General features: G+C 60.1%; 18 protein-coding genes. 7 read left to right on the forward strand and 11 right to left on the reverse strand.

All coding sequences use genetic code 11. From position 1 onward, the window contains the following. The first annotated feature begins 11 nt into the window (after positions 1-11). The 3 genes from hisA to ACF6ZU_RS14275 all read left to right on the forward strand — a co-directional run bounded on the left by hisA (position 12) and on the right by ACF6ZU_RS14275 (position 2,363). Positions 12-749 (forward strand): 1-(5-phosphoribosyl)-5-[(5-phosphoribosylamino)methylideneamino]imidazole-4-carboxamide isomerase, encoded by a 738-nt coding sequence (hisA, locus tag ACF6ZU_RS14265; RefSeq protein WP_008041005.1) that lies wholly within the window; start codon positions 12-14, stop codon positions 747-749. Positions 750-758: 9 nt separating this feature from the next. Then, positions 759-1,529 carry an imidazole glycerol phosphate synthase subunit HisF gene (gene hisF, locus ACF6ZU_RS14270; RefSeq protein ID WP_392893430.1) on the forward strand — a complete coding sequence of 257 codons (771 nt, stop codon included), beginning with the start codon at positions 759-761 and terminating at the stop codon, positions 1,527-1,529. A 78-nt stretch (positions 1,530-1,607) separates the two neighbouring features. Continuing rightward, on the forward strand, positions 1,608-2,363 hold the full coding sequence (locus ACF6ZU_RS14275) for a substrate-binding periplasmic protein (protein WP_392893432.1): 756 nt from the start codon (positions 1,608-1,610) through the stop codon (positions 2,361-2,363). 15 nt (positions 2,364-2,378) lie between these two features. On the opposite strand, the gene ACF6ZU_RS14280 is transcribed toward ACF6ZU_RS14275, so the two are convergent. From ACF6ZU_RS14280 to gpmI, 5 genes are all read right to left on the reverse strand, one after another. After that, positions 2,379-3,656, reverse strand: coding sequence for a Vps62-related protein (locus tag ACF6ZU_RS14280; RefSeq protein ID WP_392893434.1), 1,278 nt, complete (start codon positions 3,654-3,656; stop codon positions 2,379-2,381). 112 nt (positions 3,657-3,768) lie between these two features. Next, a complete protein-coding gene (locus tag ACF6ZU_RS14285) occupies positions 3,769-4,536 on the reverse strand; it encodes a divergent polysaccharide deacetylase family protein (protein WP_392893436.1) in 768 nt (255 codons plus the stop codon). Between the two features lies 1 nt (position 4,537). After that, positions 4,538-5,857, reverse strand: coding sequence for a S41 family peptidase (locus tag ACF6ZU_RS14290; protein WP_392893438.1), 1,320 nt, complete (start codon positions 5,855-5,857; stop codon positions 4,538-4,540). A 34-nt stretch (positions 5,858-5,891) separates the two neighbouring features. Beyond that, complete coding sequence (locus ACF6ZU_RS14295) at positions 5,892-7,184, reverse strand: murein hydrolase activator EnvC family protein (protein WP_392893440.1); 1,293 nt, start codon at positions 7,182-7,184, stop codon at positions 5,892-5,894. A 215-nt stretch (positions 7,185-7,399) separates the two neighbouring features. Next, a complete protein-coding gene (gene gpmI / locus ACF6ZU_RS14300) occupies positions 7,400-8,929 on the reverse strand; it encodes a 2,3-bisphosphoglycerate-independent phosphoglycerate mutase (RefSeq protein ID WP_392893442.1) in 1,530 nt (509 codons plus the stop codon). Positions 8,930-9,082: 153 nt separating this feature from the next. Here gpmI and ACF6ZU_RS14305 point away from each other — a divergent pair, with 153 nt between their 5' ends. Genes ACF6ZU_RS14305 through secB form a run of 3 tightly spaced genes read left to right on the forward strand, consistent with a single transcriptional unit; the run spans position 9,083 to position 10,279 of the window. Then, on the forward strand, positions 9,083-9,496 hold the full coding sequence (locus ACF6ZU_RS14305; RefSeq protein ID WP_392893444.1) for a rhodanese-like domain-containing protein: 414 nt from the start codon (positions 9,083-9,085) through the stop codon (positions 9,494-9,496). 1 nt (position 9,497) lies between these two features. Further along, positions 9,498-9,752 (forward strand): glutaredoxin 3, encoded by a 255-nt coding sequence (gene grxC, locus ACF6ZU_RS14310; RefSeq protein WP_010464569.1) that lies wholly within the window; start codon positions 9,498-9,500, stop codon positions 9,750-9,752. Positions 9,753-9,793: 41 nt separating this feature from the next. Beyond that, the gene (secB, locus tag ACF6ZU_RS14315; protein ID WP_150702707.1) at positions 9,794-10,279 is read left to right on the forward strand and encodes a protein-export chaperone SecB; all 486 of its coding nucleotides are present in this window, start codon (positions 9,794-9,796) and stop codon (positions 10,277-10,279) included. 131 nt (positions 10,280-10,410) lie between these two features. Here the strand turns inward: secB and trmL are convergent, their stop codons facing one another. Beyond that, positions 10,411-10,866 (reverse strand): tRNA (uridine(34)/cytosine(34)/5-carboxymethylaminomethyluridine(34)-2'-O)-methyltransferase TrmL, encoded by a 456-nt coding sequence (gene trmL / locus ACF6ZU_RS14320; protein WP_392893448.1) that lies wholly within the window; start codon positions 10,864-10,866, stop codon positions 10,411-10,413. Here trmL and ACF6ZU_RS14325 point away from each other — a divergent pair. Further along, positions 10,865-11,305 (forward strand): hypothetical protein, encoded by a 441-nt coding sequence (locus ACF6ZU_RS14325; RefSeq protein WP_392893450.1) that lies wholly within the window; start codon positions 10,865-10,867, stop codon positions 11,303-11,305. The two genes, trmL and ACF6ZU_RS14325, sit on opposite strands and share 2 nt — an antisense overlap. A gap of 552 nt (positions 11,306-11,857) precedes the next feature. Here the strand turns inward: ACF6ZU_RS14325 and ntrC are convergent. The 5 genes from ntrC to glnA all read right to left on the reverse strand — a co-directional run bounded on the left by ntrC (position 11,858) and on the right by glnA (position 17,405). Beyond that, the gene (gene ntrC, locus ACF6ZU_RS14330) at positions 11,858-13,294 is read right to left on the reverse strand and encodes a nitrogen regulation protein NR(I) (RefSeq protein ID WP_064675450.1); all 1,437 of its coding nucleotides are present in this window, start codon (positions 13,292-13,294) and stop codon (positions 11,858-11,860) included. After that, complete coding sequence (glnL, locus tag ACF6ZU_RS14335) at positions 13,291-14,376, reverse strand: nitrogen regulation protein NR(II) (protein ID WP_162436963.1); 1,086 nt, start codon at positions 14,374-14,376, stop codon at positions 13,291-13,293. Before glnL ends, ntrC begins: the two co-directional genes overlap by 4 nt. A gap of 230 nt (positions 14,377-14,606) precedes the next feature. Continuing rightward, a complete protein-coding gene (locus tag ACF6ZU_RS14340) occupies positions 14,607-15,227 on the reverse strand; it encodes a DUF4124 domain-containing protein (RefSeq protein ID WP_392893454.1) in 621 nt (206 codons plus the stop codon). Beyond that, positions 15,224-15,733, reverse strand: a complete 510-nt coding sequence (locus ACF6ZU_RS14345) for a DUF4124 domain-containing protein (RefSeq protein WP_392893455.1) — start codon at positions 15,731-15,733, stop codon at positions 15,224-15,226. Before ACF6ZU_RS14345 ends, ACF6ZU_RS14340 begins: the two co-directional genes overlap by 4 nt. A 265-nt stretch (positions 15,734-15,998) precedes the next feature. After that, on the reverse strand, positions 15,999-17,405 hold the full coding sequence (glnA, locus tag ACF6ZU_RS14350) for a type I glutamate--ammonia ligase (RefSeq protein WP_392893457.1): 1,407 nt from the start codon (positions 17,403-17,405) through the stop codon (positions 15,999-16,001). Positions 17,406-17,469: the final 64 nt, after the last annotated feature.

Genomic DNA, 17,469 nt, shown 5'->3' on the forward strand with positions numbered 1-17,469 from the left:
AGGTTTGCCAGATGCTGATTATTCCCGCTATCGATCTCAAGGACGGTGCCTGTGTTCGTCTGCGCCAGGGCCGCATGGAAGATTCCACGGTGTTCTCCGATGACCCGGTGAGCATGGCTGCCAAGTGGGTGGAGGGCGGTTGCCGTCGTCTGCATCTGGTCGACCTGAACGGCGCCTTCGAAGGCCAGCCGGTCAACGGCGAAGTGGTCACCGCCATCGCCAAGCGCTACCCGAACCTGCCGATCCAGATCGGCGGCGGTATCCGTTCCCTGGAAACCATCGAGCACTACGTGAAAGCGGGCGTGAGCTACGTGATCATCGGCACCAAAGCCGTGAAAGATCCGGCCTTCGTCGCTGAAGCCTGCCGCGCTTTCCCGGGCAAAGTGATCGTGGGTCTCGACGCCAAAGACGGTTTTGTAGCGACTGACGGCTGGGCTGAAATCAGCACTGTTCAAGTGATCGACCTGGCCAAGCAATTCGAAGCCGACGGCGTGTCCGCGATCGTTTATACCGACATCGCCAAAGACGGCATGATGCAGGGCTGCAACGTGCCGTTCACCGCTGCGCTGGCGGCGGCCACGAAGATCCCGGTCATCGCTTCCGGCGGTATCCACAACCTGGGTGACATCAAGTCGCTGCTCGACGCCAAGGCACCGGGCATTATCGGTGCGATCACCGGCCGGGCGATCTATGAAGGCACCCTCGACGTCGCTGAAGCGCAAGCTTTCTGCGATTCGTACAAAGGCTGAGGACTGACCATGGCGCTGGCCAAACGCATCATCCCTTGCCTGGACGTGGACAACGGCCGCGTCGTTAAAGGTGTGAAGTTCGAAAACATTCGCGATGCCGGTGACCCGGTGGAAATTGCCCGTCGTTATGACGAGCAGGGTGCCGACGAGATTACCTTCCTCGACATCACCGCCAGCGTCGATGGCCGCGACACCACGCTGCACACCGTCGAGCGCATGGCCAGCCAGGTGTTCATTCCGCTGACCGTCGGCGGTGGCGTGCGTACCGTGCAGGACATTCGCAACCTGTTGAATGCCGGCGCGGACAAGGTCTCGATCAACACCGCCGCGGTGTTCAACCCGGAATTCGTCGGCGAAGCTGCGCAGCATTTCGGTTCGCAGTGCATCGTCGTCGCCATCGACGCGAAGAAAGTCTCCGGTCCGGGCGAAGTCCCCCGCTGGGAAATCTTCACCCACGGTGGTCGCAAACCTACCGGCCTCGACGCTGTTGAGTGGGCGAAGAAAATGGAAGGCCTCGGTGCCGGCGAAATCCTGCTGACCAGCATGGACCAGGACGGCATGAAAAACGGCTTCGACCTGGGCGTCACCCGTGCCATCAGCGATGCGCTGGGAATCCCGGTCATCGCTTCCGGCGGTGTCGGCAACCTGCAGCATCTGGCCGATGGCATTCTCGAAGGCCACGCCAGCGCAGTATTGGCGGCGAGTATTTTCCACTTTGGCGAATACACGGTGCAGGAAGCCAAGGCTTACATGGCCCATCGCGGCATTGTGATGCGCTAAACAATCCAATGCAGGCCAGTGGACATCATGGCGGGCTCAAGGCACTCTTGGGTACGCCATGGATTTCGGTAGCCAGACATGCTTAAACGCCTTCTTCTCATTCTCGCCAGCTCTTCTCTGTTGTTGATCAACGGAGCCCACGCTGCAGACAGCCCCGATACCGACATGGTGTTGCTGACGGAAAACTTCCCTCCGTACAACATGGCGAAGAACGGCAAGAATTTCGCTCAGGACGAGAACATCAGTGGCATCGCCACCGACATCGTCCGTGAAATTTTCAAACGCGCTGAAATTACCTACAGCCTGACGCTGCGTTTCCCTTGGGAGCGCATCTACAAACTCACCCTGGAAAAACCCGGTTACGGCGTGTTCGTCATGGCGCGACTGCCGGACCGCGAAAAACTGTTCAAGTGGGTCGGCCCGATCGGTCCGGACGACTGGATCATGCTGGCCAAGGCTGACAGCAAGATCACCCTCGAAACCCTGGATGACGCGCGCAAGTACAAGATCGGCGCCTACAAAGGCGATGCGATTGCCGAAACGCTGGGCAAGCAAGGGCTTAACCCGATCGTTGTGCTGCGGGATCAGGACAACGCGAAGAAGCTGGTCAACGGCCAGATCGACCTGTGGGCGACAGGCGACCCGGCGGGTCGCTACCTGGCGCGACAGGAAGGCGTCACCGGCCTGAAGACCGTGCTACGCTTCAACAGCGCCGAGCTGTACCTGGCGCTGAACAAAGACGTGCCGGATGAAACCGTCGCCAAGTTGCAGGCTGCGCTGGATCAGTTGCGCAAGGAAGGCGTGGTGGACGACATCATGGCGAAGTACCTCTAGCGTTCCGCGAACAAGTCATTCAAGCGCAGTAGCGATGGCCTGACTGTCTTCGGGCGAATGTTCGAGCCAATACAAACCGTCGCTATCGGCGTAGGCGAAGCTGATCGCCACTTGTTCGCCATTCTCGTTGAGCAGGTCATAGCGACTTTCCAACTGATAAACCGCCAACATCTTGTCTTTCGGAACGATGCCGGCGACTACGATGGTGTTTGGGTTCGTCCATCCGCTGGATGAGGTTTCGGTGTGAGTGAACTGCTTGCTCAACTTTGCCGAAAATTGAATGGGGCGGTCAGTGTCCGAGGCTTCAGCTCGCCATTCAGTGTCGAACTTGATCGATGTGGTGCTACTGAATATCTGCACTTCCTCGTGACTCGGCGTTCGAGGCGCGGTCCATTTGAATAGCCTGCTCTTGTCTTCGGTGTTGTGGCCATGTCCGATAAGTTTGTATTGGTCTCTCCTTTCCAGGCGGTAATTCGTTAATTCACTAAAGTCATCGAAAGCTGAGGTGGGGTACTGGTCCACCGCAAACCAAGGAATCAGCGCAACGTGGGTGGCTTCGGATGTCTCAGGCGGTATCGGTGCCTTGAAGTCCGTGATCACGGGAGGCACAGGCCCGGTATTGGCTTGGATCTGGATTCTCATGCGCAATGCATAGGTGAGATTTTCCGTCGGCTTTCTGCCACTGCCGTCACTGATAAAGGTGCCAGGCGCGAAGTAGATCTCGCCTGCTTCTGCTGCCGGAAGTGTGATGCCCCAAGTGCTGAAGTTATGCATGAGGCCGCGGCCTTCGCTCCAGATCAAGTCGCCTACATAGGACTCGATCACAAGGTCCTCGCGTACGCAACGTACTGCGTGCACAGAAGGTTTTTCCTGGCCCATGGAGCAAACCAGCCCAAGTGCTACATAGCCATCAGGAGGGATTGGACGCCACAGGGTGCAGGCTTTTTCTGCCCCTGAGCCTGAGTCATTCCAAACCTGTTCATAGTCATTGGGTCGGCTAAGTGCGTTCCCTCGCGCTGGATCTTCGCTTGGCGAATCTGCCTCGCGCACAACAGCCACCACTTTTTCTCCGTTGATATTTTCATACCCGGGAACAATGACGTCCCCCAGGGGGAAAAAGCCTGGTAGCAGGTCGGGGGCAGGAGTTGGATGCCAAAAAGCGGCGGGTTCTGAACGGGAGCCCGTGGAATCCCAGATCTGCTGGAACTCTGTCGTGAAGTTGATCAGCAGGTTATCGAGTTTTATCGATTCCATTTGCTTTGGGGGCGTTGAGACAGTGTTTTCGGTAGCCATAGACATTCCTGATAGTGAAAAGCGACTGAGGGTCGCGACCTGTTGAAGGCCTCAATATCGGGAATTGGACGAGGGGGCGGGCGGTAACTATGTATAGGCGTGTGACGGGTTATTACCGATAAGTGCCATCTTTTCCATGGGCGACCGTGGCGCGGTTGCTGCGCACGCTGATCATCTGACGAATATCGATCCACTCGATCCCCTGGGCTTTGAGCTTCGGCAGTTCCCGTTCCAGCACCGCCAGTGTTTGCGGATATGGATGGCCGATCATGACGGCTGAGCCCTGTTTGCGCGCCAGGCTGATCGCGCTCTGCAATTGCGCGGAAATCGCCGCCTCGGTGCGCTCGTCATCGAGAAACACATCCCGGGAAACACTCGCCAGATCGATCTTCTGCGCCTGCTGGGCGGCGACGGTTTGCGCGCTGGTGCGGCTGTCGACGAAGAATTTATGGCGGCGCTGCAATTCGGCCATCAGCCACGCCATCGCTACCGGTTGCGCGGTCATGCGACTGCCCATGTGGTTATTGATGCCGGCGGTGTACGGGACCATTTTGAACGCGGCGTTCAGCCTTTTTTCGAGCTCTTCGATGGGCAGTTCGGGATGCCAGGCAAACGGGCCGGTGGCCGGATCCATGGGCATATGGAGGATGACGATCTTGCCGGCGCGATGGGCTTCGCGGGCGAATTCGGTGGCGTGGGGCGTGTCAGGCATGATCGCTGTGGTGACCGGGCCGGGCAGGGCCAGCACACGACGATCCCGGGGCAGGTTCTGCCCCAGGTCATCGATGATCAGGCTGATGTAGGCTTTTTGAGGCGCGGGCGCTGCATGAGCAACACCCGCCAGGCAGCACAGCAGGCCGAGGACTAACCGCAGGCGCATCTCAGCGGCCGGAGGTGATGCTCAAGCCTTTGAGCAGGCTCAGCGCCTGGGCCAACTGGTAGTCATCGTCCTGCGGCATCGCCTTGGCCTTGCCGCCGGAACCGGTCGGTTTGTCGGCGCCGCCGTTGCCATTGCCCAGGTGACCTTGCAGATCGGCTTCCTTGAAGTACTCGCCGTCCTGCTCGCTGGTGATCTTGGCCTTGCGCACTTCGATGTCCGGGACGATGCCCTGGGCCTGGATCGAGCGACCGTTCGGCGTGTAGTACAGCGCCGTGGTGATCTTCAGTGCGCGGTCGTTGTTCAGCGGCAACACGGTTTGCACCGAGCCCTTGCCGAAACTGGTGGTGCCCATGACCACGGCACGTTTCTGATCCTGCAGGGCGCCGGCGACGATTTCCGAGGCCGAGGCACTACCGCCGTTGATCAGCGCAACCATCGGCACCGCTTCGCTTTCGTCCTTGCCGGTGGCGGAGAAGCGCAACTCGGAGTTGGCGATGCGACCCTTGGTGTAAACGATCAGGCCCTTGGTGATGAAGTGGTCGACCACTTCCACCGCCGCCTGCAGCACGCCGCCCGGGTTGTTGCGCAGGTCGAGGATGATGCCGTTGAGCTTCTTGCCGTTGTCCTTGCGCAGTTTGGCCAGCGCCTTGGACACTTCTTCGCCGGTCTTGACCTGGAACTGGGTGATGCGGATGTAGCCGTAGCCGGATTCCAGCAACTGCGATTTCACGCTCTTCACTTGAATGATCGCCCGAGCCAGGGTCACGTCGAACGGCGTGCCGCCATCGCGGACCAGGGTCAGGGTGATCTTCTGGCCGATCTTGCCGCGCATCTTGTCCACGGCTTCGGTCATACTCTGGCCGCGAGTCGGCTGGCCGTTGATCTTGACGATGAAGTCGCCCGCCTGAATGCCGGCCTTGGAGGCTGGCGTGTCATCGATCGGCGACACCACCTTGATGAAACCGTCTTCGGCGCCGACTTCGATGCCCAGGCCGCCGAATTCGCCGCTGGTGCTTTCCTGCAATTCAGCGAAGTCTTCCGGGCCCAGGTAGGCGGAGTGCGGGTCGAGGTTGCTGAGCATGCCCTTGATGGCGTTTTCCAGCAGGGTCTTGTCGTCCACCGGTTCGACATAGGCCGCCTTGATCCGGTCCATGACCTCGGCAAAGGTGCGCAACTCTTCCAGCGGCAACGGCGCCTTGGTGGTGGCGGCAGTGCCCGCAGGCGCGACGGCCGGGGCCGGTTGAGCAGCGAACGCCAGAGGCGCGCCGATCACCAGGGCGATCGTCAGGGCCAGCGAGGTAAGACGGGACAAATGCAGCATGTCGAACGAACTCCTAATGTAGGTGACTCAACGCCTATCCTTGCGCGCGGCACCATTGCGCCGGATCACTCGGGTGACCCTGCTGACGAATAGCGAAATACAGCGCTGGTGTGTCCTGCCCGCCACTGTTGCCGACAGTGGAGATGGACTCACCGGCTTTTACCACGTCACCCGCAGACTTGAGCAGCGTCTGGTTGTGACCGTAAAGACTCAGGAAACCGTTGCCGTGGTCAAGAATCACCAGCAGCCCCGCACCGCGCAACCAGTCGGCGAACACCACGCGACCCCCGTGCACGGCATGCACCTGGCTGCCGGCGGAGGCGCTGATCATCACGCCGTCCCACTTGGTGCGTGCGTCATCGCCGCGGGTTTCACCAAAACGCGCCAGCAGTCGACCATCAACCGGCCATGGAAGTTTGCCGCGAGTTGAAGCAAAAGGGCCGCCGAAGGTTTCGCCTGAGCTGGAAACCAGTGCGCCGGGTGTCGATTTAACGGTTTTGCGTGGGGCGTCGGTGGCATCTGCTTCAGCCTGAGCCTCACGTAAACGCTTTTTTTCGGCTTCCTGCTGGGCGATCAGCGCTTTTTGCCGCGCTTCTTCTGCCTCACGAGCCTGGCGGGCCAGGGTTTCTTCGATGGTTTTAAGGACTTTAGACAGGTCTGCCTGATCCTGCTCGCGGGCGGCCAGTTTCTGATCGCGCGCCTTTACGTCGTCGTTGAGCTTGGCCAGAACTTGCTGGCGCTCCTGGCGGACTTTGTCGAGTTCGTCGCGCTGGCTGTCGAGGCTGCTCTTCTGCACCAGCAATTGCGCTTGTTGCAGGCCGATGTCTTTTTCGACATTGGCCAGTTGGCGCAGGGTTTCGTTGAAATTCTTCAGCTGCTCCAGGCGGGCCTGGCTCAGGTAATCGTAATAGGTGAGGGTGCGGGCGAATTTTTCCGGGTTCTGCTGGTTGAGCAGCAGCTTCAAGTATTCCTGACGACCGTTCTGATAGGCCGCGCGGGCCTGGATGGCGATCAGTCGTTGCTGTTCAGTGCGCGCGCTCTGGAGTTTTTTTTTCTCGGCATCGAGGCGCTGCAGCTCGGCTTCGCTTTTCTTCAGCTCTTTTTGCAGGGCTTCGACCTGCTTCTCGAGCTTGCCCATCTCGGTTTCGGTGCCTTTGAGCTCTTTCTGAATCCCGGAGCGTTCTTCCTGAATCTTGCCCAGCAGTTTTTTCAGCTCGGCGATGTCCTGACGCGTGGCGTCCAACTGTTGTTGGGTTTGCGCGCGCTCGTCAGCGAAGGCCGGTTGGAGCAGGCAAGTCAGAGCAAGGGCAATCAGGACGCGAAGCATAGAGGCGGGCGACACCAGGGAAAGGGACGGCCTAGTATGCCCGCCATGCGCCGCAAAAAAAACGCCCAATTGGGGCTGTGTGATAACCGGCCTGAAAAACCCCTGAAAGCAATGTGGGAGCGAGCCTGCTCGCGATGCATCAGAACATTCGACGAAGATGTCGGCTGCCAGATAGCTATCGCGAGCAGGCTCGCTCCCACAGGGGCTTGCAGTGTTTAGACGAGGATCGAAGTCCCGGTCATTTCCGCCGGTTTTTCCAGGCCCAACAGCTTCAGCATGGTCGGCGCCACATCCGCCAGCACGCCGCCGTCGCGAACCTTCAGGTCACGCTTGCCGACATAGATGAACGGTACCGGCTCGGTGGTGTGCGCGGTGTGGGCCTGACCGGTGGATTCGTCGGACATTTGCTCGACGTTGCCGTGGTCAGCCGTGATCAACGCTTCGCCACCGACTTTTTCCAGTGCGTCGACAATGCGCCCAACGCACAGGTCCAGGCATTCAACGGCTTTCACCGCCGCCTCGAACACGCCGCTGTGGCCGACCATGTCGCCGTTGGCGTAGTTGACCACGATCACGTCGTAACGCTGGTTTTCGATGGCGTCGACGATGCGGTCGGTGACTTCCGGCGCGCTCATCTCCGGCTGCAAGTCATAGGTAGCGACTTTCGGCGACGGGATCAGGATGCGTTCTTCGCCCGGGAACGGTTCTTCACGACCGCCGGAGAAGAAGAAGGTCACGTGGGCGTATTTCTCGGTTTCAGCGATGCGCAGCTGGGTCTTGCCGTTTTTCGCCAGGTAGTCGCCCAGCACGTTGTCCAGGCTGCCGGCGGCGAAGGCCGAAGGCGCAGGGATGCTGGCGGCGTATTGGGTCAGCATGACGAAGCCGGCCAGTTTTGGCTGGCGGGCGCGTTCGAATTCCTTGAAACCGTCTTCGACGAACACGCGGGTCAGTTCACGGGCGCGGTCGGCGCGGAAGTTCATGAACACCACGGCGTCGCCGTCTTCGACCTTCACCGGCTCGCCGATGGAGGTGGCTTTGACGAATTCGTCGCTCTCGCCTCGTTCGTACGCAGCTTGCAGGCCTTCCTGGGCGGTGGCGGCGTTGAATTCGCCGTTGCCATCGACGATCAGGTTATAGGCCTGGGATACGCGGTCCCAACGGTTGTCACGGTCCATGGCGAAGTAGCGGCCGATGATGCTGGCGATCCGGCCTTTACCGAGGGCCTGGAACGATGCGTCGAGCAGTTCGATGGACGACTGGGCGCTTTTCGGCGGCGTGTCGCGGCCATCGAGGAAGGCGTGCAGGTAGATTTTTTCAGCGCCACGTTTGGCCGCCAGTTCGGCCATGGCCACCAGGTGATCCTGATGGCTGTGAACACCGCCATCGGACAGCAGGCCCATGAAGTGCACCGCTTTGCCGGCGGCGACGGCTTTATCCACGGCGGCGCAGATGGTCGGGTTCTCGAAGAACTCGCCGTCGCGGATCGATTTGGTTACGCGGGTAAAGTCCTGATACACCACGCGGCCGGCACCGAGGTTCATGTGGCCGACTTCGGAGTTGCCCATCTGGCCGTCCGGCAGGCCGACGTCCATGCCGCTGCCCGAGATCAGACCGTTCGGCACGGTGGCCCACAAACGGTCCAGTACGGGCTTCTTCGCCGCGAACACGGCGTTGGACTCAGGGCTGTCGCTGTGACCGAAGCCGTCGAGAATAATCAGGACCAAAGGTTTAGGCGTGGTAGTCATGGATTCCACTCGTGGCTGAATTAAAAGAGGGCGATGGAAAAGGGAGTGGCAGTTTAAAGCGAAGTTCCGGCCACGTCACCGCCGGACGGGGTTTGGCCCACCATAGTGGCTGTGTATACTGGCCGACATTTTAACGCCCTGGAACCTCCTTCGATGGTTGCTCACCTGATTGAATTTGCCACTAACCACTATCTGCTCGTCGGTATCTTCGTCGTACTGCTGGCGTTGCTGATCGCCTATCAGATGCAAGGCGGCGGCCGCAGCCTGAGCACCGGTGAACTGACCGGCCTGGTCAACAAGGACGCGGGCGTTGTGATCGACATCCGTCCGACCAAGGATTTCGCCGCCGGTCACATCGTTGGCGCGGTGAACATTCCGCACGACAAACTGGCTGCACGCGTTGGCGAGCTGGAAAAGCACAAGGCCAAGACCATCATCCTGGTCGACGCCATGGGCCAGACCGCCGGCACCCATGCCCGCGAACTGATGAAGTCCGGCTTCACCGCCGCCAAGCTGTCCGGCGGGATCTCCAGCTGGAAAGGCGACAACCTGCCGCTGGTGAAGTGATATGAGCAACGTCGTCGTCTATTCCAGCGATTACTGCCCTTACTGCTCGCGAGCCAAGTACCTGCTCGAGAACAAAGGCGTGGCCTTCGAAGAGATCAAGGTCGATGGCAAGCCGCAGGTGCGCGCCGCCATGGCCCAGAAGGCCGGACGTACGTCCGTGCCGCAGATCTGGATCGGCGAGCGCCACATTGGCGGGTGTGATGATTTGTTTGCCCTTGAGCGCGCCGGCAAGCTCGACGCCATGCTCAAGGCCTGAATGCCTTCCCTATAAGACCCCAAGATCAGAAAGGATCTGAGATGACTGACCAACAGAACACTGCAGCTAGCGAAGAAGAAACCGCACCGCAATTTTCCTTGCAGCGCATCTACGTACGTGACTTGTCCTTCGAAGCCCCGAAAAGCCCGGCGATCTTCCGCCAGCAGTGGGAACCGAGCGTCGGTCTGGATCTGAACACCCGTCAAAAGGCCCTGGAAAGCGACTTCCACGAAGTCGTGCTGACCTTGTCCGTGACCGTGAAAAACGGTGACGAAGTGGCGTTCATCGCTGAAGTGCAACAGGCCGGGATCTTCCTGATCAAGAACCTCGACGACGCTTCGATGAGCCACACCCTCGGCGCGTTCTGCCCGAACATCCTGTTCCCGTACGCTCGCGAAACCCTGGACAGCCTGGTGACCCGTGGTTCGTTCCCGGCACTGATGCTGGCTCCGGTGAACTTCGACGCGCTGTACGCACAAGAACTGCAACGCATGCAGGCGGCTGGCGAAACTCCAACCGTTCAGTAAGCGACTCCAGGCAACACCGCAACCTCAATGTGGGAGCGAGCCTGCTCGCGAATAGGGAGTTTCAGATGACATCTATGTCGTCTGACACACCGCTTCGCGAGCAGGCTCGCTCCCACATTTGTTATGTGGTGTTACTTGAAGTCGTTCTGCCGCCAGGCTTCGTAGACGGCCACGGCCACGGTGTTCGACAGGTTCAGGCTGCGGCAGCCTTCACGCATCGGCAGGCGCAAGCGTTGTTCGGCGGGCAGGGCGTCAAGGACTTCCGCTGGCAGACCGCGGCTTTCCGGACCGAACAGAAAGGCATCGCCCTCGACGAAGCTAGCGTCGTGGAACGGTCGCGAGCCCTTGGTGGTGAAGGCGAACAGCCGCGGGTTGCCCAGGCTTTCCAGGCAGCTGGCCAGGTCCGCATGGCGTTGCAGGGTGGCATACTCGTGGTAGTCGAGCCCGGCCCGGCGCAGGCGCTTGTCGTCCATCTCGAAGCCCAGCGGCTCGATCAAATGCAGGTGGCAGCCACTGTTGGCGCACAGCCTGATAACGTTGCCGGTATTCGGCGGAATTTCTGGTTGAAAAAGGATGACGTGAAACATGCACGGCTCCGAAGGTAGTGATGGCGCGCATTCTACGCCGCCAAAGGATCCTCGTTCGAAACTATTCCCGCGTGTGATGGGGTCGCTGGCGATTGTCGGGGTGATGGTCGGGCTGATGATCGGCCGGCTGACCACGCCGGATCCCAGTCAGTTGCAGCAGGTTGAGGTGACGAACGACGGGTTGGTGATGTGGTTCAACAACGAACCCAAGACCCATGGCGAGTTCGTCGACGGCAGCCTCGCGTTGCTGTTCGAGGCTGAAGGCAAGACGCAGAACGGTCAGCTCAAGCTCGGCGACAAGGGCGTGAACTGGCGAGTGCGTTTGAGTGACGGGGGATTGTTGCTGTCGGTGGTGGCCGCCCGGCCACTGCAGGGCGAGTGGGCCGGTAGCGAGGTCGATGCCCGCTGGCGGCTGGAGATCCATCTCCGGGAGCAATAAAAGAGGGAATCCCCGGCCTGCCTGTACCAAGGTTCCCAAAACGGCAGGGCTCGCGCGTTGCGTCGTGAGCCCGGTGTAAAGAAGGAACCCCTGACCTGCCTGTATCAAGGGCCCCAAAACTGTTTGGGCTCGTCGCTTGTGCGGTGTGAGCCCGATGTAAAGAGGGGAATCCCCGGCCTGCCTGTACCAAGGTCCCCGAAACCGGGTAGTGAACTGAATCACTGAATGGACTATTGCAGGGGGCGTGCCAGGTTTTAACAAGTCGCAACAAAAACGCTCTCTGAAACGCCGAAAGCCCCGTAATACGGGGCTTTCGTGTTTTTTCGATAGCGGTTCGATTGTGAACCCTGGCGGGATTTCGGATCAGTTGGCGTGCGCGATTGCGGTTCACGGTGCATTCAGTCGGTGCACTGGGCCCTTAAAGATTTCGCGAGCAGGCTCGCTCCCACAGGGTTCGACGGCGTTCACACGATTGTGAAACACCGAAAGTCCACTGTGGGAGCGAGCCTGCTCGCGAATGGGTATAACAATCAGCGAAGAGCTAAGGGGTGTTTAACCTTCTTCCCCCTCATCATCATCCCCGCCATCCACCTTCATCCCCAGCTCCTTGATCTTGCGCGTCAGGGTATTACGCCCCCAACCCAGCAACACCGCGGCATCTCGACGACGGCCAGCCGTATGCTTGAGCGCCGTCTCGATCATGATCCGCTCAAACGCCGGCACCGCGCTGTCGAGCAGGCTTGACTGACCGCGAGCCAACGCCTGGTCGGCCCATTGGCGCAGCGCTTGCTCCCAGTTGGTCACCGGTGCCGAATCCTGTGGCAGGCTCAGCAGTTCCGGCGGCAGGTCGCTGATGTGCACCTCGCGACCCGAAGCCATCACCGTGATCCAGCGGCAGGTGTTCTCCAGCTGACGCACGTTGCCGCCCCACGGCAGGTTCTTCAGGTATTCCTCGGTTTCGCTTTTCAACAGCTTCGGCTCAACCGCCAGTTCTTGCGCGGCGCGGCTGAGGAAGTGCTTGGCCAGCGTCGGGATGTCTTCGCGACGATCCGACAGGCGTGGGATATGAATACGGATCACGTTCAGACGGTGGAACAAGTCCTCACGGAATTTCCCGGCGTGCACCAGGGTTTCCAGATTCTGGTGCGTCGCGGCGATGATCCGTACGTCGACCTTGACCGGCACATGACCGCCGACGCGGTAGAACTCACCGTCTGCCAACACACGCAGCAAACGGGTCTGGGTGTCTGCCGGCATGTCGCCGATTTCGTCGAGGAACAGCGTGCCGCCGTCCGCCTGTTCGAAACGCCCGCGCCGCAGGTTGGCCGCGCCGGTGAACGCGCCTTTTTCATGGCCGAACAGCTCGGATTCCATCAGGTCTTTCGGAATCGCCGCCATGTTCAGCGCGATGAACGGCGAAGCCGCCCGCGGACTGTGGCGGTGCAGCGCGTGGGCCACCAGTTCTTTACCGGTACCGGATTCGCCGTTGATCAGCACGGTGATGTTGGAGTGGCTCAAGCGTCCGATGGCGCGAAACACTTCCTGCATCGCCGGCGCTTCGCCGATGATTTCCGGAGTGCGGGTCAGGGCCACCGGGACTTCCAGGCCCTGCTGCTCCTGGGCGTGCTGGTTGGCGCGCTTGACCAGCGACACCGCTTCGTCGACGTCGAACGGCTTGGGCAGGTATTCGAACGCGCCGCCCTGATAGGACGCGACAGCGCTGTCCAGATCCGAGTGCGCGGTCATGATGATCACTGGCAGCCGTGGGTGTTGCTCGCGAATCCGCGCCAGAAGGTCCAGGCCGCTGGCACCGGGCATGCGGATGTCGGAGATGATCACGTCCGGCTGCTGGCGCGCCAGGCGGCTCATCACGCCATCGGCGCTGTCGAAGCTTTGCGTGGTCATGCCTTCCTGCTGCAAGGCTTTTTCCAGGACCCAACGGATAGAACGGTCGTCATCGACGATCCACACGGTTTCACTACGGCTCATGTCGATGTGGCTCCTTGTTCCAGTGGCAGAAAGATCGAGAAAGTGGTGTGGCCTGGGTGGCTGTCACATTCGATCAGGCCCTGGTGCTGGCTGATGATGTTCTGGGTAATGGCCAGGCCGAGTCCGGTACCGTCCGGACGACCGCTGACCATGGGAAAGAAGATGGTTTCCTGAAGTTCCGCAGGGATGCCGGGGCCGTTGTCGATGATTTCGATCTTGGTCACCAGACGGTGGCGCACATGGCCGATGGTGAACTGGCGCATGGCACGGGTGCGCAGGCTGATGCGGCCCAGGCGCAGCTCGTTCTGGCTGCTGATGGCCTGCATCGCGTTGCGGACGATATTAAGGACGGCCTGGATCATCTGTTCGCGATCGATCAAAACGTCGGGAATGCTCGGGTCGTAGTCGCGCACCAAGGTGATGCAACCCTGGCTTTCCGCCTCGACCAGGTGGCAAACGCGCTCCAGCACTTCGTGAATGTTGCACATGGCCAGCGAGGGCAGTTTGTTGGAGCCGAGCATGCGGTCCACCAGGTTTCGCAGGCGATCGGCTTCTTCAATGATGACGTTGGTGTAATCGCGCAGGCTTTCTTCCGGCAGTTCGCGGGCGAGCAACTGGGCCGCGCCCCGAATCCCGCCGAGCGGATTCTTGATCTCGTGAGCGAGGCCACGCACCAGCATCTTGCTGGTTTCCTGTTTCGACAGCTGCGCTTCTTCCTTGGTGATCCGCAACAGGCGGTCCCGGGGATGGACTTCGAGCAGCAGCATCGTGGCGCCGTTGGCCAGGATCGGCGTCACCGCGTAGTCGACGGTCAGGGTCTGGCCGGTGAGGGCGGTGAGCATCGCTTCGCGCTTGGTGAACGGGTGTGCCTGCTCGACCGCCTGGCGCAGGGAGTTCAGCGCTTCGGTGGATTCGGTGAACAGCTCGCTGATGAACTGCCCGTGGCTACGCTGACCGCTGATGGCCAGGAGCATCTCCGCCGCCGGGTTCATGTACTCGAGGCGCAGTTCGGCGTCGAGCAGGATGGTGGCGGTGGTCAGGTTGTCGAGTAGCAATCGATGCAGTGCGTCGCTAATGGTCATCAGGACCTCTTTTGGAGCAGGGCGCGCGCATGAATAAAGCGCTGATGCAGGGAAAATGCAAAAACCAAACCAAGGCTCCGAAAAGAAGCGTTAAACGCCTGAAACGGGCGTTTGACGCGCGTTTACGTGGCGTTCTGCCAGCTTTCGCGGGTACTTTCGAACCAAAATGGGTTGAAGTGTGGGTACGGTGCAACCTATTGCACCAACATAGTGCGCAAAGCTGAACGGCGCTAGAAGAGCCGCAGGAAGGGATTTTTTTCTTCTTCGGGTTTGTCTTTGATCGGACATTCCGGCCGCTGGCCGTAGTCGGGCAGCGTGCAGGGTTTGACCTGGCGTTTTTGTGCGAGGGAGATGCGCAGCATATGGAAGGGTTGATTGGCCGTGCGTTCGACGGTGCGTCCTTGCTCGTCGAGAATCTCGATGGACAGGTTGTGGCTGCCCCGGTCGATGTTGCTCAGGGCGAACACCGGGCTCGGGCCAGGTTCGGCGGTGGGCTGCCCGTCCAGCAACAAGCGGTAGCGGTGGCCCCGTTGCAGGCCAGGTTCGCTGGTGACGCTGACGATCAGCTCGCCGGCGCTGCTGCGGATCGTGGCGTCGGGCTCGGGCACCAGCACCCTGAGCATGTCATAGCGGAATATGGGTTTGGCTTCGGGTTTTTGCTCTGCAATGACCGGTGCGGCACCGGTCGGGTTGGCCGACATGCGATTGCTCGTCGCCAGTGGAACGCGCTTGGCTTTGCTGGTGCCCGGCTGATCGGTGAAGACCCGATTGCCCTGGGCGTCGACGTAAGTGAAAACCTCGGCCGACGCGGGTAGGGCGAGCAGGCAGGCGATCAGCAACCACAACCTCAAGGCTTGTGCACCCGTTGAACGGTGAAGGTCACGGTCGGGCTCTGCTGAACGACGTCTTCCCCGTCGATCACCTGTACCGCGAGGCTGTGAGTGCCGCGATCGATGTTGACCAGTTGCAGGATCGGCACATTGCTGGGTTGGCCGTAAGGCTGATCGTCCAGCAACAGCCGGAATAGATGCGGGCCTTGCAGGCGGGGTTTGATCAGCACGTTGATCGTAAAAGTGCCGTTATTGGCGCGCAGCGCTTCGGTGGTGGGCAGGTTGGTCAGTTCCAGCACCTCGTAAGCGCTACCCGACTGGTTATGGCTGCTGGCTTCGACAGGCGGGACGGGAGGCGTCTGGCGCTCGACGCTGTTGAGCGGCGGCAACTCGACCGCTTGGGCCTTCACGCCGTCGGGCGGCTGATTGCTGTAGGCGGTGTTGCCGGCGTCGTCGGTGTACTTGTAGATCTGCGCGGCGACGGGCAGGGCGATCAACAGCAGGATGAACAGGAAACCACGACCCATAAAATCGACCAGAAACGAAAGCGATGGATTGCAGCATAGGTCAGGGCTGGCGATTGACCCAAGTTGTAAAACATCCGGGCATGATTTCCCTGGGACCACAAAACCCTGTAGGAGCCGGCTTGCCGGCGATGGCGTCCTCGAGAACGCTATCGCCGGCAAGCCGGCTCCTACAAGGGTGTGTGTTTACTCATTAATTGTGGGCACAAAAAAAGGCCTCCCGAAGGAGGCCTCTTTTTGTCACGCCGCTTGCGCAGGCGCTACCGGATCAGCAGCTGTAGTACAGGTCGTATTCCAGCGGGTGTACGAAGGTGCGTACCTTGATTTCTTCTTCGCTTTTCAGGGCGATGTAGGCATCGATGAAGTCGTCGGAGAACACGCCGCCTTTGGTCAGGAACGCGCGACCTTTGTCCAGCTCTTCCAGGGCTTCTTTCAGGCTGCCGCAAACTTGTGGGATCTCTTTCGCCTCTTCAGGCGGCAGGTCGTACAGGTTTTTGTCAGCTGCGTCGCCAGGGTGGATCTTGTTCTGGATACCGTCCAGGCCAGCCATCATCAGAGCGGCGAAGCACAGGTATGGGTTGGCAGCCGGATCCGGGAAGCGTGCTTCGATACGGCGGCCTTTCGGGCTCGACACGTAAGGAATACGGATCGAAGCGGAACGGTTACGGGCCGAGTAGGCCAGCATTACCGGGGCTTCGAAGCCTGGAACCAGACGCTTGTAGGAGTTGGTCGCCGGGTTGGTGAAGCCGTTCAGGGCCTTACCGTGTTTGATGATGCCGCCGATGAAGTACAGAGCGGTATCGGACAGGCCGGCATAGCCTTCACCAGCGAAGGTGTTCTTGCCGTCTTTCCAGATGGACATGTGCACGTGCATGCCCGAGCCGTTGTCGCCGTACAGAGGCTTAGGCATGAAGGTAGCGGTGCGGCCGTAGGCATCGGCTACGTTGTGCACGACGTACTTCAGGGTTTGGGTTTCGTCGGCTTTCTTCACCAGGGTGTTGAACTTGACGCCGATTTCGTTCTGGCCAGCAGTTGCCACTTCGTGGTGGTGAACTTCGACGACCAGGCCCATTTCTTCCAGTGCGTTGCACATGGAGGTACGGATTTCGTGGTCGTGGTCGAACGGCGGAACCGGGAAGTAGCCACCTTTGACGCCTGGACGGTGGCCTTTGTTGCCGCCTTCCACGTCCTGGTCGGACATCCAAGAACCTTGTTCAGAGTAGATCTTGAACATGGAGCCGGAGATGTCGGACTTGAACTTCACTTGGTCGAAGATGAAGAACTCTGGCTCCGGACCGGCGTAAACAGTGTCGCCGATAGCGGTGGACTTGAGGTATTCCTCTGCGCGCTTGGCGATCGCACGTGGGTCGCGGTCGTAGCCTTGCATGCTCGAAGGTTCGATGATGTCGCAGACCAGGATCAGGGTCGGCTCTTCGGTGAACGGGTCCAGTACGGCAGTGCTGTCGTCTGGCAGCAGGATCATGTCGGAGGCTTCGATGCCTTTCCAGCCAGCGATGGAGGAGCCGTCGAACATCTTGCCGACTTCGAAGAAATCTTCATCCAGGGCGTCGCGAGCCGGCATGGTCACGTGGTGCTGAGTGCCGCGGGTGTCCGTGAAGCGCAGATCAATCCACTTGACGTCATGATCTTTGATGAGTTGAACCGACTTCGACATAGTGTCCTCCGGGTGGCTTCGGGCTTGGTAGTGGATGCCCTTAGAATGTGGGTGATGCCGGCGC

Origin of the sequence: Pseudomonas migulae (assembly GCF_043225285.1) — a bacterium.
GTDB lineage: Bacteria > Pseudomonadota > Gammaproteobacteria > Pseudomonadales > Pseudomonadaceae > Aquipseudomonas > Aquipseudomonas migulae_C.